This window comes from Lacibacter sp. (genome assembly GCF_035299325.1).
Taxonomy (GTDB): Bacteria; Bacteroidota; Bacteroidia; order Chitinophagales; family Chitinophagaceae; genus Lacibacter.
This window is the reverse complement of the sequence record NZ_DATGWT010000012.1, coordinates 64,610-82,233: the sequence shown is the minus strand read 5'-3', so window position 1 is coordinate 82,233 and position 17,624 is coordinate 64,610. Positions and strand designations below refer to the sequence as shown.

The following is a 17,624-nucleotide window of genomic DNA, read 5'->3' as shown; positions in this document are numbered from 1 at the left end:
ACTTCGTAAACAAAAAAGACCCGCAACAATCTGCAGGCCTTTGTATAATTGACATAGTAAGTAGCTTAACGCAAGAACAACAACTCCCTGTACTTCGGCAAATACCAACTGGCATCATCAACCAGCAGTTCAAGTTTATCTACATGGTAGCGTATTTCATCAAAGAACTTGCCTTTCACATCATCGCAATAAGCAATGGCTTTAGCTCTTGTATCTTCAATCACGTTTGCTTTTTTACGTGCTTCGATCATTTGCTCCACCAGGTCGCTGCACTTGTTGATGTGTAAGGATATTTTTTCAAGTATCTGCAATTGGTTGGCATAAGACTCTTTGTTGATACCAATGTCTTTTAGCCCTTTGATATTTGTGATCAATACATTCTGGTATTTCACAGCAGCGGGTAATACATGGCTTGTACAAAGTTCACCCATTACACGTCCTTCGATCTGCACTTGTTTAATGTATTTCTCCAGTTCAATTTCATGACGTGCTTCCAGTTCAGCATGTGTATACACGCCTGTATTTTCAAACAACTCTTTTGCTTTTTTGGTAACCATTGCATCTAATGCATATGGTGTTGTTTTTACATTCGGTAATCCACGCTTCTCAGCTTCTTTAGCCCATGCTTCGCTGTAACCATCACCTTCAAACAATACTTTCTTGCTTTCACTCACATAGCGTTGCAATACATGCATGATGGCAATTTCTTTTTTCTCACCTTTCTCAATCAAACCATCAACTTCTTCTTTGAATTCAGTTAATGTCTGCGCCATAATTGCGTTGAGCACCGTCATTGCATTTGAACAGTTGGCACTTGAACCAACAGCACGGAACTCAAACTTATTACCGGTAAAAGCAAATGGTGAAGTACGGTTACGATCTGTATTATCCAGCATCAACTCAGGAATACTTTTATGCAGATCGAGTTTCAGAATGGCTTCATCCTGTTCATCAAATTTTGTAGTAACACGTTTCTCAACCGCATCTAATACTTCCGTTAAGTATTTGCCAACGAAAACAGAAATGATAGCAGGTGGCGCTTCATTTGCACCTAAGCGATGATCGTTACCTGCACCTGCAATAGAAGCCCGGAGAATATCAGCATACTGATCTACGGCACGAACTACATTGATAAAGAAGGTGAGGAACATCAAATTGGTCTTTGGTGTTTTACCGGGGGCCAATAAGTTTACACCTGTATCAGTGCTCAGGCTCCAGTTGTTATGCTTACCACTTCCGTTAATGCCGGCAAATGGTTTTTCGTGCAATAACACTCTCAATTTATGACGGCGTGCAACACGATCCATTACATCCATCAATAAAGAATTATGATCAATAGCAACAGCTACTTCTTCAAAAATGGGAGCACATTCAAATTGCGCAGGTGCCACTTCATTATGACGTGTGCGTAATGGAATACCAAGTTTGTATGATTCGTTTTCAAAATCACGCATGAACGCATACACTCTTTCCGGAATTGAACCGAAATAATGATCTTCTAGCTGCTGACCTTTTGCTGATTGATGACCAAACACGGTGCGTCCACTCAACAACAGATCAGGGCGTGCATTGTACAATGCTTCATCCACTACAAAATATTCCTGTTCCCAACCGAGTGTTGGTGTAACCTTGGTGATATTTTTATCGAAGTAATAACAAACATCAACGGCTGCTTTGCTTACAGCTTCCAATGCTTTTAATACCGGTCCTTTGTAATCGAGCAACTCACCTGTGTAAGAAACAAAAAGTGTAGGTATACACAATGTTTTACCGTTACCGATCTCCATGATAAAAGCAGGCGAGGAGGGATCCCACGCCGTGTAACCACGTGCTTCAAATGTTGCACGTATACCACCGCTGGGGAATGAAGAGGCATCAGGTTCCTGTTGAATAAGTGCGCCACCATCAAACTCTTCAATAGCCGTACCATCGCCTTTTAATGTAAAGAACGAATCATGTTTTTCTGCAGTTGATCCGGTTAATGGTTGAAACCAGTGCGTGTAGTGTGTAACGCCTTTGCTTTCGGCCCATTGACGGATGCCTGCTGCTATCTGGTTTGCGTTGGTGCGGTCGATCTTTTTATTTCCTTTGACTGATGACACAAGACTTTTGTATGCTTCATCGCTCAAATACTCACGGGCAGTCTTAAGCGTAAATACATTCTGACAAAAAATGGCAGTGATCTTTGCGGGGGAACTAACTTCAATGTTCTCCTGGGTCGATAAATTTTTAATGGCCTGGTAACGTAATGACATAAAGTGTATTTAATATTTTGATCAGCACAATGGCGACAATCAGTTGAAAATAATACAAACAGTTTGCGTTGCGAATTTCAGGTTTTTAACGGGAAGTAATGGAGAAAAAAAATCCCCCTTTTTTACAAGGGGGATTTTGAAAGTTCTATTCAGTAATTATGCTTTTACAGATTTCACTGTTTTGATAATGCGTGCAGCTACTTTGTAAGGATCTGCAGCTGAGTTTGGACGACGGTCTTCCAGGTAACCTTTCCAGCCCCACTTAGGAACCTGAACAGGAATACGGATAGAAGCACCACGGTCAGAAACACCATAGCTGAAATCATGAATGCTTGCAGTTTCGTGCTTTCCTGTTAAACGCAGGTGGTTATCGGCACCATAAACTTCAATATGTTCTTTTACAACAGGACGGAAAGCTTCACAAACTTTGTCGAAGATTTCTTTGCTGCCTGCGGTACGTAATAATGTGTTAGAGAAGTTGGCGTGCATACCGCTGCCATTCCAATCCAATGCGCCAAGTGGCTTACAATGCCAGTTGATAGAAACACCGTATGTTTCACCAATTCTTTCGAGCAGGTAACGACCGAGCCAGATCTGATCACCGGCTTCTTTTGCACCTTTAGCGAAAATCTGGAATTCCCACTGACCTGCGGCAACTTCAGCATTGATACCTTCAACATTTAAGCCTGCTTCTAAGCAAACATCTAAATGTTCTTCAATGATATTGCGGCCATAGGCATTGTTTGCACCTACTGAGCAGTAGTAAGGACCTTGAGGAGCAGGGTAGCCACCTTCAGGGAAACCAAGTGGTTTATTTGTTTCAGGATTCCAAAGGAAATATTCCTGTTCGAAACCGAACCAGAAATCATTATCATCGTCTTCAATCAATGCACGACCATTTGTTACGTGCGGCGTACCATCAGCATTCAATACTTCACACATAACGAGGAAGCCATTTTTGCGCTGAGGATCTGGTATAATATATACTGGTTTTAACAAGCAATCAGATGAACCGCCAAGGGCCTGTTCAGTAGAAGAACCATCGAAACTCCACATTGGGCAATCTTCCAATTTACCACTGAAGTCTTTTTCAATTTTTGTTTTGCTGCGAAGGCTTTGAGTTGGTTTGTAACCATCGAGCCAGATGTACTCAAGTTTTGACAATGACATGTGTTACCGCTTTGATAAGTTTAGAAAAACAATAAATATTGCTATTTGCGCTGCTAATTTACGATTGAAATTGTTTTTAATCTAAAAAATTTCAGCTATTTCCCCAATTAGAACGTTAGTTAGTGTGGAAAAACGTTACATATATTTTATTCTAATTTGTTTTTCTTCCAGGCAATAGTTGCAATGATGGGAACAAGTATAAAAGGAAAGAAAATTGCACGGTAACGTACGATGGCACCCAGTTGCGGAACAATATAACCTGTAAGTAATAACAAGACCATCGATACAAGAAAAAGAAACTGCACAACAGAATGCCTGTAAGGATTATCGGTGAAGCGGAAGAACCATACGGAAACTAATATCCAGATGCATAATATTTCCAACGCACTTGCAAGATAAAGCGGCGATAAAAATTCTGTTACATAAGGGCGAACCAATGTGTGGTTCAGGGCTTGGGGTGCGTTTTGAACAAAGCCGGTAAATGTTGGTTCCAGTTTTCGTTGTGGTAAAAATGAATTTCCTCCCAGCTTAATAAAATCTTTATTACGTAGTACAATAGAGATTGGCAGATCAAGTTTTGGATGAATATACTTTGCGGAAAAGAAGGCGGTAGTGCCAAGAATGGTTACGCCCACAAAAGCGATCCATTTTCGTTTGAAATATTTCTCAGCCAGCCACCATGCAAATAAGCCGGGAATACATGCGAGTACAACATGGTTACGCACCGGGAAGATCAACATCAACAGTAAGCCAACGAGCAAAAATTCCTTTATGCCCAATTCTTTCTTCTTCATGCCGAAATAAACAACAAACACCAATAATGACACATAGGTAAAGATGAGTCCATCTTTATGAATACCCGATGACCAGAATAAAAAGGAGGGAAAAAGGAATGTGCCACAGGTGATCAGCAGTTTACGATCAGGGAACACATCATTCATAACACGTATGAATGCGATAGGTCCAAAGAAGGTAATGAATGAATAAAAGATCACATTCACATAATATCTTGATCCGCTGAATACATTAAACAGCGAAACGATCTTAACCATATAAGTATGTTTCAGATCGTTCCAATAAGAATTTACACTGGAGAAAAGGTGACGATAGTCTCTGTCGTAAGGATTGTCATAAATGCTGGTGAAATAACGCAAAGGATCATTGTAAAGAAGCTGTGTATCGTTCTTTGCATCAAAAAAGAATTTCCAGCTATCAGCTGATTGCTCATAGTTTGGAATGGTGGTATAAAACCAACCATAGGCAACGCCTGCCGCAACTTTCAGCACAAATAATGCAATAAGCCAGTAATTGGGTAACCCCGATTGTTGAATAAATTTCACCCTGGTAATTAGCCAGCTGAACAGAACGAGGTATACAGCAAACAGTAAATAGGTCATGAGATTGGGAGCAAATTAAAATATTTCTTTTCATACAGTCAAACTGTTGCCCCTGCATTTGTACTTTTGCGCTTTCTTACACATCATGGAAATAACAGCAAAAACCGCACAGCAGCTTCGATTGACCGAAGAAGAATTCGAATTAATTAAACAGAAACTCGGCCGTACGCCCAACTTCAATGAACTCTGCGCCTTCAGTGGTATGTGGAGTGAGCATTGCAGTTACAAGAACTCCATCAAATGGCTGAAAACATTACCCCGTGAAGGCGGACGTATGTTAGTAAAAGCCGGAGAAGAGAATGCCGGGTTGATGGATATTGGCGATAATCTTGGTGTTGTATTTAAAATTGAAAGTCATAATCACCCGTCAGCCATTGAGCCGTTTCAAGGAGCAGCAACTGGTGTTGGTGGTATCCATCGTGATATTTTTACCATGGGTGCACGGCCAATTGCTGCACTCAACTCACTTCGCTTCGGTAATTTGAAAGAAGCAAAAACACAACATTTGCTGGGTGGTATTGTACATGGCATTGGTCATTACGGTAACTGTTTTGGTGTGCCTACTGTTGGTGGCGAAATTTACTTTGAAGATTGTTATCATACAAACCCTCTTGTGAACGCCATGAGTGTGGGCATCGTAAAAGCAGGTGAAACTGTTTCTGCAACCGCACTCGGCGAAGGCAATCCGGTATTCTTTGTAGGAAGCGCAACCGGTAAAGATGGTATTGGCGGTGCGAGTTTTGCCAGTGCAGATATTACTGCTGAGAGTGCAGAAGAATTACCAGCTGTTCAGGTTGGTGATCCATTCCAGGAAAAGAAATTATTGGAAGCTTGTCTGGAAGTAATTCAAACAGGTGCAGTTGTTGGTATGCAGGATATGGGTGCAGCCGGTATTATTTGTTCTACTGCTGAAATGAGTGCAAAAGGTGAAGTGGGTATGCGCATTGACCTGGATAAAGTTCCAACACGTCAGCAAAACATGAAGACATGGGAACTCTTGCTGAGTGAAAGCCAGGAGCGTATGTTAATGGTGGTAGAGAAAGGAAAAGAACAAGCTGTGTTGGATGTATTTGAAAAGTGGGACTTGCCTTGTTCAGAAATTGGAGAAGTAACAACCGATGGTTTATTGAAATTTTATATGCATGGTGAACTGGAAGCAGAATTGCCGGCTTACGAATTAGTGTTGGGCGGTGGTGCACCACAATACACAAGAGAATATGCTGAACCTGCATACTTCGAAAAAATAAAAGCCTTTGATGCAAACAGCATTGATGTGCCAAACGATCTGAAAGCAGTTGCTGAACAGATCATTCAAATCCCCAACATCGCCAGCAAGCGTACAGTTTATCATCAGTACGATAGTATGGTGGGTACAGGCAACTCAAGTACCAATGCTCCAACTGATGCAGCAGTTGTTCATGTAAAAGGAACAACTAAAGGCTTAGCTGTAACAACTGATTGTAACAGTAAATATGTTTTTGCTGATCCATATAAAGGCGCAATGATCGCTGTGAGCGAAGCTGCACGTAATATTGTTTGTAGCGGTGGCTTGCCGTTAGGTATCACCAACTGTCTCAATTTTGGTAATCCTTACGATCCACAAGTGTATTATCAATTTGTGCATGCTATTAAAGGAATGGGTGAAGCTTGTAAAAAGTTTGATACACCTGTTACCGGCGGTAACGTAAGTTTTTATAATCAAAGTCCGGATGGTGCAGTGTATCCAACACCTACCATTGGTATGGTGGGATTACTTGAGAACATAAACGATAAGATGACGCTTGATTTTAAATCCGAAGGCGATGTGATCTTCTTAATTGGAAAATCAACAGATGATCTTGGCTCAAGTGAATACTTACACAAATTGCATAAAGTTGAGTATAGCCCGGCACCTCATTTTGATCTGGAAGAAGAATTTGTATTGCAACAAACAATTGCTTCACTCATCAAACAAAAATTAATTGCATCAGCACACGATGTAAGCGAAGGTGGTTTGTTTACAACTTTGTTAGAAGCATGCTTCAATAATAACCTCGGGTTCGATGTAGTTGCCAACGACAGCAACATCCGTAAAGATGCTTATTGGTTTGGTGAAGGACAAAGCCGTGTAGTTGTTACAGTGAAAGAAGAGCAAGTGGCAGCGTTCAAAAATGCATTGGGTAATCATCCTTATGCTGAACTTGGTGTTGTTACCAACGGAAGTGTTGACGTTGATGGCATGGAGTGGGGCACTGTGTTAAGCTGGAAGGAAAAATATGATACAGCAATTGAAAATTTACTGGCTGGTCATGAAAGCGAACATGCGTTAACTGCATTGTGATCCTTGAAATGAAAATTGTTACGTTGAAATAATAAATCTTAATTTTAGCATTGTAACGAAAGCATGCCGCAGTGAAAATCGCTGCGGCATTTTATTAGCAAAAAATTGAGTTATGAATAAAAAGATTGCCATTATTGGTGGAGGAAACCTGGGTGTTGCGATTGCAGAAGGATTGATCAAAAGCGGATTTTGTTTGCCCAGCCATATTATAATTACCAAGCGGAATATTAAAACCCTTAACGATATTGAAAGTAAGGGCGTGTTGGTTTCAAGCGATAACAAAGAAGCTGCACGTTATGCCGACCTTGTTATACTGGCAGTAAAACCTTTCCAGATAAAAGATGTGTTGCTCGACATGAAAGAGGAACTCAACTCGGCAAGACATGTGTTGGTAAGTGTAATTACCGGCGTTGGCATTAAAGACATGCAGGAGTGGGTAGGAACAAATATGCCTGTTATCCGGGCAATGCCGAATACCGCTATTTCAATCCAGGAAAGTATGACCTGTATCAGTTCAATAAATACTGTGCAGGAACAACTTGATTATGTGCATGATCTTTTTTCTCAACTTGGTCGTGTTGCACTTATCGATGAAAAACTGATGGATGCTGCAACAGTACTTGGCGCCTGTGGCATTGCATATGCGTTGCGTTATATCCGTGCAAGCATACAAGGTGGTATTGAAATTGGATTTGATGCAAAAACAGCCACACTTATTGCTGCGCAAACTGTAAATGGAGCTGCTGAATTATTGATACAAAAAGGATCGCATCCTGAAGCAGAGATCGATAAAGTAACTACGCCACGTGGCTGTACCATTGCCGGACTTAATGAAATGGAACACAGCGGGTTTAGTTCATCACTTATAAAAGGTATAAAAACGAGTTATCAGAGTATCGGGAAGTAATTCCAAATCTTTCTTTTCTCTTGTTTTCCACATGCAACCAACCGATTTTTTCAATCAAAAAAATCATCGTAGGTTTGCATGACCTCCACTATTTATTTATTTCCATTATACATTACGGTAGGTCTCTAAACTCGTAAATTAATTTTATGGCCAAGTTCATTTTTGTAACCGGTGGCGTTACATCATCATTGGGTAAAGGAATTATTGCCGCATCGTTGGCCAAATTGTTACAGTCCCGTGGGTTCAAAGTAACCATCCAGAAATTCGACCCTTACATCAACGTAGATCCCGGCACACTTAACCCTTACGAACATGGCGAGTGTTTTGTAACAGAAGATGGTGCAGAAACGGATCTTGATCTGGGTCACTATGAGCGTTATTTAAATATTCACACCACACAGGCGAATAACGTTACAACCGGACGTATTTATCAAACAGTTATCAATAAAGAACGTGAAGGTGCGTACCTCGGAAAAACCGTACAGGTAGTTCCGCATATTACAGATGAGATTAAACGCCGCATGTTATTGCTGGGTAAAGATTCGAAGTATGATATTGTGATCACTGAAATTGGTGGAACGGTGGGTGATATTGAATCATTACCTTTTGTAGAAGCTGTTCGTCAAATTCAATGGGAATTGCCGGAAGAAGATTGCCTGGTCATCCACCTGACGCTTATTCCTTATTTAAAAGCAGCAAAAGAATTAAAAACCAAACCTACCCAGCACAGTGTTCGTATGCTGAGCCAGGAAGGTGTGCATCCTGATATTATTGTTTGTCGTACAGAGCGTCCATTAAGTACAGAAATTCGTCGTAAGATTGCTTTGTTCTGTAATGTAAAACCGGAAGCGGTAATTGAAGCAAGCGATGCTTCTACCATTTATGAAGTTCCGCTGTTCATGTTAAAGGAAAAATTAGATGTGATCTGTTTACGCAAACTTGGCGTAACGATTTTCCCTGAACCGGATTTAGAGAACTGGAAAAAATTCCTCGATAAATTAAAGTATCCCAAGAGCCAGGTGAATATTGGCTTGATTGGAAAATATATTGAACTGCAGGATGCATACAAATCAATTCTCGAAAGCTTTATTCATGCAGGTGCCATGAATGAATGCAAAGTGAATGTGGTGAATGTGCATAGTGAATTTATTACTGATCAGAATGTAGCTGAAAAGTTAACAGGATTAGATGGATTACTTGTAGCCCCAGGTTTTGGTAACCGTGGTATTGAAGGGAAGATCACTGCTATTAAATATGCACGTGAAAACGGATTGCCATTCTTTGGTATCTGTTTAGGTATGCAAATGGCTTGTGTGGAATTTGCAAGAAACGTATTGGGATTAAAAGATGCGCATTCATTTGAAATGAATCCTGAGACGCCTGATCCTGTAATTGACATGATGGAAGAGCAAAAGAAGATCACCAGCAAAGGTGGTACGATGCGTTTGGGTTCTTATCCATGCGATATCAAAGAAGGTTCATTGGCTGAAAAGATTTACGGAAGTCTGCATATTAACGAGCGTCACCGTCACCGTTATGAGTTTAACAATAAATATCTCGAAGCGTTTGAGCAGGCAGGTATGATCCCGAGTGGAAAAAATCCGGAGACAGGTTTAGTGGAGATCATCGAACACCCTAAGCATCCGTTCTTTATTGGTGTGCAATATCATCCAGAATTAAAGAGCACAGTTGAAAGTCCGGCACCTTTATTTGTACACTTTATTAAAGCCGCAAAAGAATATTCAGAGAAGCAACAGTCGATCAAAAATCCGTTGCTGGAAAGTGAGATGATCTAACTGTAAATAGAAAATACAAGCTGAAAAATAAAAAGTGAAGACAATCAGTCTTCACTTTTTCACTTATAACTAATTACTACCGGCTAAAGACTAATTTTCCGGTCTTCCAATCATCTGCTGTTTAATTTTTTCCCAGAACCCCTGCACATTTTCATCATTTCGTTTCCAGTCTTTGCCAAAATGATTGAGTTTGGTTTTTTGTTCATCTTTTTGCATCCGGAAAAACTCTTCCATGGTTTCAGTGTCTTGCTGCATGGATAGTTTATTGTAAAGGCGTTTCATTTCACGTTCATAGTCCACACTTTCTTCGGCCATTTGTTTTTCCAATGCTTCCCGTTGTTTTACTTTTTCATCGTACACACCAACAGGTAATAATGTTTTAGCGATCACCGGCATTAGTTCAATCAACATCAGGATGATAAGAATTAGATAATAACGGAACTGCAAGGCATCATTTTCTTTCAGCAGGTTATTCATTGCTTCAATACGGGTTAAAAAACCGGTGTTGAGATAATTTAAAAATTCTGCTTCCTGTTTTTTAATGGTTGTCTCCATGCCATTCAATTCTTCATCAATGGCACCAATACGCTGCTGCTGCTGTGTTTGCAGTGCTTTGTATTCTTCATCCAGTTTCTGGTATTCATTTCGTTTGGCAATAGCAATATCCTGTATACCCACTTTGCCGCTACCACCGCTGCCATCAGTTTCTGCAATAAATTTTTCACGGGCATTGTTTACTTCGGCATATTTTGTTGCCAGGTCTTTTTGTAAAACTGTTTTTTCTTTCAGCAATTCATCTTTACGGTTCTTGTATAACAGATCAAGTTCTGTTCGCTTGGTGAGTTTTCGTTTTTCATTATCAAGCGATACCTGCATTTTTATTTCTTTATCAAACATGTAAAGAATGGCAGGTTGTGCCATAAACGTGCCGATTGTTAATGCTAATAGTCCACGGAAAAGGAGAGGGGTGATCTTTCGTTTATTGAATTGATTGATGCCCTTGATCAGTGCACGGTCGATGCTAAGGATCACAAAGCCCATGAACACACCGCTCCCAACATAAAGAAAAACATTGTCGATAACGGTTGAGAAGAAGTAGGTCCAGGCGAGTGTGGCAAAGATCCAGGTGGCGAGCACACTCATACCAACGATGCGGTAGCGGTTCCGGTCAACCACACAATCTTTGATCAATTCTTTCTCTGCGGTAGCTAACCACCAAAGCAGTTCATCGGTTTGGGTGGGTACATACGCTTCCCCGGCGTACATGGGCGTAGCCTGTTGACTCATAATTAAATGATTTTAAAAGTTTGGTTGGTTAAAGCGGGAACAGCAACGTGGTTAAAGCAAGATAGAAACGAGTGATAAAAGTAGTTATTGTAAAAGAAATGGTAAAGCGGGGCAAAGAAAATCCAAGGCACAGGGCACAAAACCCAAGATGCGTAAGATTATTTGAAACCGTTTTATTATTGGTTTTTGGGCATTGGGTTTTAAATCTTGTGCCTTGAACCCTGTGCCTTGATTCTTGACTTCTATCTTCCTCCCAAATACCTACCTTTGCCCCTCCAAAATAAATACTCAGATGAATTTTGACCGGAATACGATAATTGGCTTTGCTGCGATGATGGTGCTGTTGTTTGGTTATATTTTCTTTACCCAACGTCAGCAAGGTGCCCTTGAAGCCGAAAAACAAAAAACAGCTGATTCTTTAGCGAAAGTGGAAGCAGCTAAGCGAAAGTTGGTTGATACCGCTGCCCAGAAAACGGCGACATTGAAATTTGATTCTGCTCAACAAACGCAGGCCGCTGGAGAATTTCAGCCGGCACTTTCAGAACAACTGACAGTTGTTGAAAATGAATTGATGAAGGTGAGCTTTACCAACAAAGGGGGCTATCCTAAATCAGTTGAATTAAAGAACTACAAACGTTACGATGGTAAGCAGGTGGTGTTGGGTGGCGATGCGCATCAATTGATCTATTCTGTTAACACAGGCGATAATAAAACAGCGCTCACTTCTCAATTAAATTTTACCAATGCAGGCATTACAAAAACAGCTGATGGACAAACCATCACGTTTCGAATTGCTGACTCTGCAGGAAAATCAATTGAACATGTTTATACAATTAAGAATAATAATTACCTCATTGATTGGAATGTGAAATTGAATGGTGCTGATAAACTTTTAACACAAGGAATTCTAAACCTTAACTGGGATATCACCGCAAAGCAGCAGGAGAAAGATCTTAAATACGAGAAAGGACAAAGCAATCTCGGTTACAACGAAGAAGGAGATTATGATTTTGAAGCAGCAGGAACAGGCGACACCAAAAAGTTTGGCGATAAAACAAAATGGATTGGTGTAAAACAACAGTTCTTTAATACATCGATCATTGCAGGTTCAACATTTGCTTATGGTGAATCAACTTGGGCCGTGCCTGAAGAAAAAGATGATTCGTTGCAAAAGGTGATGGATGTGAAATCAGTCTTGCGTTTCAACCTTGCAGGTGCCTCTCAAGGAACTGTTCCAATGCAGTTGTATTATGGCCCTAACGATTTTCATACACTCAAAGCAATCGGCAACAAACTCGAAAGTCATGTGCAGCTCGGTTACGGCATCTTTGCGTTTGTAAAGTACATTAACCGTTTTGTGGTGATGCCCGTATTCGATTTCTTCGACAGGAATATAGGCAGCATGGGTATTGTAATTCTTTTGCTCACATTCTTTATTCGTTTGATCATTTCTCCACTTACCTATTCAAGTTATTTAAGTGGTGCAAAAATGAAAGTGTTGCGTCCGGAAATTGATGAGTTGAAAAAGAAACATGGAAGTGATCAACAGGCTATGAGTATGGAGCAAATGAAATTGTTCCGTCAGGCCGGCGTAAATCCATTAGGTGGATGTATTCCCGCATTGTTGCAGATTCCTATCTTCTTTGCATTGTACAGCTTCTTTAATGCCAATATTGGTTTGCGTGGGGAAAGCTTCCTCTGGGCGAAAGATCTTTCGTCTTATGATACGATTGCCACATTACCATTCAACATACCGTTCTATGGCGATCATGTGAGCTTGTTTACCATTACAGCTACCATCACCAGTTTATTGATCTCTGTGTACAATATGCAAATGACACCAACACAGGATAACCCGGTGATGAAGTACATGATCTATTTCTTCCCGATCATGTTGTTGTTCATCTTTAACAGTCTTCCTTCGGCATTAACATGGTACTATACCGTATCAAACATTGTAACATTGGGCTTGCAGTTTGTGATCCAGAAGTTTATTATCAATGAAGAGAAGATACATGCCAAATTGCAGGAGAATAAGAAGAAACCTGTTACAAAATCGAAATGGCAGGAGCGGCTTGAACAAATTCAGCAAACCAACCAGAAAGTGCAGGATACCAAGAAAACTGGTGGCAAAAAATAATCTTAACAAAAGCTATAGAGCCCCGACCGATGCGTCGGGGTTTTTTGTTTTCCAGACGTGCAACTTGGTATACTATTTTTATATCTTTAACCTGTATCGAACAAACACAAAAAATGAAGAATTTACTTAGAACGGCTCTGGTCTTATTGTTGATGGCTCCATTCGCTGTTTTGCGTGCACAACAGGTGTATGGTGAGGGAACTGTAACCTACAATATTGTGGTGAATACCGGGAACAATGAAACAAAAGCTGCCGATCTGTTAGATGGCGCTACGCAAAAGATCTACTTCAAGGGCATCAACACCCGTACCGAGCTGTCGAGCGTTTTGGGTAAAACAATTACCCTGCACGATTCAAGACAAGGCAATGCCGTGGTGATGAACGAATATGGCGAACAGAAGATCCTGATCCGTATGACCAAAGACGATTACGAAGACCGTAATGGAAAATATGCCGGCATCCAGTTCGAGTATATGTCTGAAACAAAGAAGATATTAGGCTACAACTGTAAACTGGCAATTGCTAAGTTGAAAGATGGAAGCACATTCAGAGTGTATTACACAACTGATCTTGTGTTCCAGAATAAGGACTACGGTGCTCAGTTTAAGAACCTGCCTGGCTTTCCGCTGGAATATGAATCGGAGTTAGGGAAAATGAAAGTGACTTGTATAGCAGATAAAGTGAGTTTTGATCCTGTGCCTGCTGCAATGTTCGACACACCAAAAACAGGTTATCGTGAAATGACCTATAAAGAAATCAAAGACATTCGGAAGAATTAAGGATAAAAGAAAACCCCGATTCATCATCGGGGTTTTTAATTTATTTAATTTCTTTTTGCGGAGCTTTAAACTTGCTGAAGACCACTTTCTGTTTTACCGGCAACACATACAGGTTATTTCCTTTCTGGAAGGTAATGCTGTTACCTCTCATTGTAAGGTTGTTGTTATTGCTGGTTGAGAAATTGAAGCCACTCTTGAAACGGAATCCGTTTTGAAGGCTCAGTGGGTTGTTTTTCAGATTAAGCGAGGTAAGCGTTGATTTATTATCCTTTTTCTTTCCACCACCACTATAATATGTGGCAGAAGAAGCAGAATAAAAAACAGCAAAACAGCTCATAATCAGTAAACTGTTCCGCAGAAAGTTTTGGCGATATGTTGTTTTGGTTGTCATTTGCTTACAAATTTAAAGATTATTAAAGGGAACTGTCAAGCCACTTATCACAAAATTACAATTATATTAACGTGTGTTGATAACTAAATGTTACATGGCTGGTATAAATTTTCTGAAATAGAAGGTAAATTACAGTAACCCACCCGCAACTACATGAAACAAAACCCCTCCAGAAACGACAAGGAAGAGATCAGGGAATTGCTCCGTCTTTTTGAAAATCTGAAGAACGGGCGTTCGCAATCTTTCCTGGAAGAAGAAAGTTTTGAAAAACTGATAGACCATTTTGACGATAAGGAGGACTATCCCCAGGCATTACAGGCCGCCGAGCTGGGCATCGAGATCTACCCTTATTCATCTGTGTTACTGGTGAAGAAGGCAGACTTGCTTTTGGCTACCCGCCAGTACAAGGCCGCTTTGGAAGTGCTTGAACAGGCCGAACTCCTCGATCATAACGATATCAACCTCTTTATTCTTCGCACCGATGCTTACCTGGCGTTGGATCAACAGGAGAAAGCTGTGGAGTTGCTTGAAGAAGGATTGCTCCTGTTTAGCGGGGAAGAAAGACTTGAACTTTTGTTTGAGTTGGCTGATGTGTATGACGACTATGAGGAATTTGAAAAAGTATTCGATTGCCTGAAGCTCATTTTAGAAGAAGAGCCTACTAACGAAGAAGCCCTTTATAAGATCTGCTTCTGGACCGATTTCACCGGTCGTAATGAAGAATCGATCAAACTTCACCTCAACATTATCAACGACAATCCTTACAGTGAACTGGCATGGTTTAATCTTGGCGCCGCTTACCAGGGATTGAAGTTATACGAGAAGGCAATTGATGCCTATATGTACTGCATAACCATTGATGAGAAGTTCGATTACGCCTACCGCAATATCGGCGATGCATATATCCGCCTGCGCAAATACAAGGATGCCATCGAAATGCTGGAAAAGGTTCTTGAGCTCAGCAGACCCGAAGAAGTGATCCACGAAGCAATAGGTTACTGTTACGATAGGATGGGTCAATACGCACAGGCAAGGTTTCATTACCGCAAAGCTTCGCACATGAATCCGGAGGACAGCAAGCTTTACTATAAAATTGCCTGCACTTACATTAACGAGGCCCAATACGAAAGCGGTATCAAGCAATTACAACAGGCTTTACGTATTCATCGTACACAACCGGAATATAACCTTGCAATGGGCATGGCACTTGTTGAAATAGGCGAATACAAAACAGCTATTGAGCATTATGCCAATGTCATTAAATCAAGACCTAAGAATGTAAAGGGCTGGAGCGCTATTCTCGAATGTATGCTCAAAGCCGATTTACTTGATAGTGCCGATGAATATGCCCTTGCCGCATACGAAGCAACCGGCAGCAAACCGGTATTTATCTTTTACCGGGCAGCTATCTTTTTTGCACAGGGGAAAACCAAGCAGGCCATTACGCAGCTTGAATATGCAATGGCAAAGGCTCCGAGGCTTATTAAAAAGCTCATCGAACTACAACCTAAACTCATGCAACATCCACAGGTAGTGGACATTATTGCCCGCTACAAACGAACCCGTTCCATTTAAGATCAATCAAAGGGTTGATCACTGTCAGTAAATCTGTAATTGCAGGTTGCTGCTGCTTCCCTATTTTTGCGGCTATCAAAAAAGTATGTCGATGAATTTTAACCTTACACAGATTCCTGAGCGTAATAAGAAACCCCGCAACCATGGCATTACAATGGTGATGGATAAGGGGCTGAGTGTTGAAGAAGCTAAAAACTTTATGAGTATAGCTGAGCCACATGTAGATATAGTGAAACTTGGTTTTGGCACCTCATTCGTTACTCCCAACCTTCGTGCAAAACTCGATGTATATGCTTCCTTTAATATTCCGGTTTACTTCGGTGGTACTTTGTTTGAAGCATTCCTTATACGCAACCAGTTTGAAGATTACATCAGCGTTTGTAAAGAATATGGCATCACGTATATGGAAGTGAGTGATGGTTCCATTGAAATTCCGCATGCTGAGAAATGCGGTTATATTGAAAAACTCACAAAATACGGAACAGTGTTGAGCGAAGTGGGTAGTAAAGATGCAGCTCACATCATTCCACCTTATAAATGGATCGAACTTATGCGTGCTGAACTGGAAGCCGGTTCTACTTACGTCATAGCTGAAGCACGTGAAGCAGGTAATGTGGGTATCTATCGTGGAAGTGGTGAAGTGCGTGAAGGTCTGGTACAGGAGATTCTTACACAGATCCCTGAAGAAAAGATTATTTGGGAAGCACCACAAAAAGCACAACAATTGTACTTTATTGAATTGGTTGGTCATAATGTGAACCTGGGAAATATTGCTCCGTCAGAAGTAATTCCGCTTGAGACTATGCGTTTGGGTTTACGTGGCGACACCTTCCATATGTTCCTCGATAAACAGAAAGCATAATGCGTCAATTTGGTTTGATAGGATACCCGTTGAGTCATTCGTTTTCAAAAAAATATTTCACGGAGAAGTTTGCAGAAGAAGGAATCAGCAATTGCAATTATGAATTGTATCCCATTTCTTCCATCGATCAGTTTCCACAGTTGTTGAAAGATGTGGCCGGACTGGAAGGTATCAACGTTACCATTCCATACAAAGAAGAAGTATTACCTTTTCTGCATCATCAATCAGCAGCAGTGAAGGAGATTGGTGCCTGTAATTGCATCAAAATAATAGATGGAGAACTCACCGGCTACAATACAGATGTGTTGGGTTTCAGGCAATCAATTGAACCGTATTTAAAACCTCATCATCAGCAGGCGTTGGTGTTGGGAACAGGTGGTGCAGCTAAAGCAGTGGTGTGGGTATTGAAGCAATTGGGTATCGGTTACAAATATGTTTCCCGTAAGAATGCTGCTAACATGCTCCGTTACGAAGACCTTGATGAATCAGTTATGCAGCAATACCAGTTAGTTATCAACACTACACCCCTTGGTATGCAACCGAATGTACATGATAAACCATCATTACCGTATCAATACCTTACCAATCATCATCTCTGTTACGATCTGGTTTACAACCCTGCAAAAACTGCTTTTCTGCAATTAGCTGAAGAGCGTGGGGCAGCGATCAAAAATGGGGGTGATATGTTGGTGATACAGGCCGAAGAAAGCTGGAAGATCTGGAACAGTTGAGCGATCTTTCAACA

13 protein-coding genes are annotated in these 17,624 nt (G+C 40.8%); 8 read left to right on the top strand and 5 right to left on the bottom strand.

The annotated features are described in order from the left end of the window. Positions 1-65: 65 nt before the first annotated feature. From VK159_RS07770 to VK159_RS07760, 3 genes are all read right to left on the bottom strand, one after another. Complete coding sequence (locus VK159_RS07770; protein ID WP_324229561.1) at positions 66-2,255, bottom strand: glutamine synthetase III; 2,190 nt, start codon at positions 2,253-2,255, stop codon at positions 66-68. A 156-nt stretch (positions 2,256-2,411) separates the two neighbouring features. Further along, the gene (locus tag VK159_RS07765; RefSeq protein WP_324229560.1) at positions 2,412-3,425 is read right to left on the bottom strand and encodes a glutamine synthetase beta-grasp domain-containing protein; all 1,014 of its coding nucleotides are present in this window, start codon (positions 3,423-3,425) and stop codon (positions 2,412-2,414) included. A gap of 146 nt (positions 3,426-3,571) precedes the next feature. Continuing rightward, entirely contained in the window at positions 3,572-4,822 is a 1,251-nt protein-coding gene (locus VK159_RS07760) for a hypothetical protein (protein ID WP_324229559.1), read from the bottom strand. Positions 4,823-4,907: 85 nt separating this feature from the next. Between VK159_RS07760 and purL the strand changes: the two genes are divergently transcribed. From purL to VK159_RS07745, 3 genes are all read left to right on the top strand, one after another. Next, complete coding sequence (gene purL / locus VK159_RS07755; protein WP_324229558.1) at positions 4,908-7,142, top strand: phosphoribosylformylglycinamidine synthase subunit PurL; 2,235 nt, start codon at positions 4,908-4,910, stop codon at positions 7,140-7,142. Positions 7,143-7,254: 112 nt separating this feature from the next. After that, positions 7,255-8,049 (top strand): pyrroline-5-carboxylate reductase, encoded by a 795-nt coding sequence (proC, locus tag VK159_RS07750; RefSeq protein ID WP_324229557.1) that lies wholly within the window; start codon positions 7,255-7,257, stop codon positions 8,047-8,049. 146 nt (positions 8,050-8,195) lie between these two features. Beyond that, on the top strand, positions 8,196-9,845 hold the full coding sequence (locus VK159_RS07745) for a CTP synthase (RefSeq protein ID WP_324229556.1): 1,650 nt from the start codon (positions 8,196-8,198) through the stop codon (positions 9,843-9,845). A 90-nt stretch (positions 9,846-9,935) separates the two neighbouring features. Here VK159_RS07745 and VK159_RS07740 read toward each other — a convergent pair whose 3' ends face one another. Next, positions 9,936-11,132: a DUF4407 domain-containing protein gene (locus tag VK159_RS07740; protein ID WP_324229555.1), complete on the bottom strand. Its 1,197-nt coding sequence runs from the start codon at positions 11,130-11,132 to the stop codon at positions 9,936-9,938. Between the two features lie 292 nt (positions 11,133-11,424). Between VK159_RS07740 and yidC the strand changes: the two genes are divergently transcribed. Together yidC and VK159_RS07730 are read left to right on the top strand one after the other, a co-directional pair. After that, entirely contained in the window at positions 11,425-13,272 is a 1,848-nt protein-coding gene (yidC, locus tag VK159_RS07735) for a membrane protein insertase YidC (protein ID WP_324229554.1), read from the top strand. Positions 13,273-13,385: 113 nt separating this feature from the next. Continuing rightward, on the top strand, positions 13,386-14,051 hold the full coding sequence (locus VK159_RS07730; RefSeq protein WP_324229553.1) for a hypothetical protein: 666 nt from the start codon (positions 13,386-13,388) through the stop codon (positions 14,049-14,051). A 40-nt stretch (positions 14,052-14,091) separates the two neighbouring features. Here the strand turns inward: VK159_RS07730 and VK159_RS07725 are convergent, their stop codons facing one another. Next, on the bottom strand, positions 14,092-14,442 hold the full coding sequence (locus VK159_RS07725; protein ID WP_324229552.1) for a hypothetical protein: 351 nt from the start codon (positions 14,440-14,442) through the stop codon (positions 14,092-14,094). Between the two features lie 153 nt (positions 14,443-14,595). Here VK159_RS07725 and VK159_RS07720 point away from each other — a divergent pair, with 153 nt between their 5' ends. From VK159_RS07720 to aroE, 3 genes are all read left to right on the top strand, one after another. Continuing rightward, on the top strand, positions 14,596-16,017 hold the full coding sequence (locus VK159_RS07720; RefSeq protein WP_324229551.1) for a tetratricopeptide repeat protein: 1,422 nt from the start codon (positions 14,596-14,598) through the stop codon (positions 16,015-16,017). 91 nt (positions 16,018-16,108) lie between these two features. Then, positions 16,109-16,879, top strand: coding sequence for a phosphosulfolactate synthase (locus VK159_RS07715; protein ID WP_324229550.1), 771 nt, complete (start codon positions 16,109-16,111; stop codon positions 16,877-16,879). Then, positions 16,879-17,610, top strand: a complete 732-nt coding sequence (gene aroE, locus VK159_RS07710; RefSeq protein ID WP_324229549.1) for a shikimate dehydrogenase — start codon at positions 16,879-16,881, stop codon at positions 17,608-17,610. The genes VK159_RS07715 and aroE overlap by 1 nt, the downstream gene beginning before the upstream one ends. Positions 17,611-17,624 lie beyond the last annotated feature (14 nt).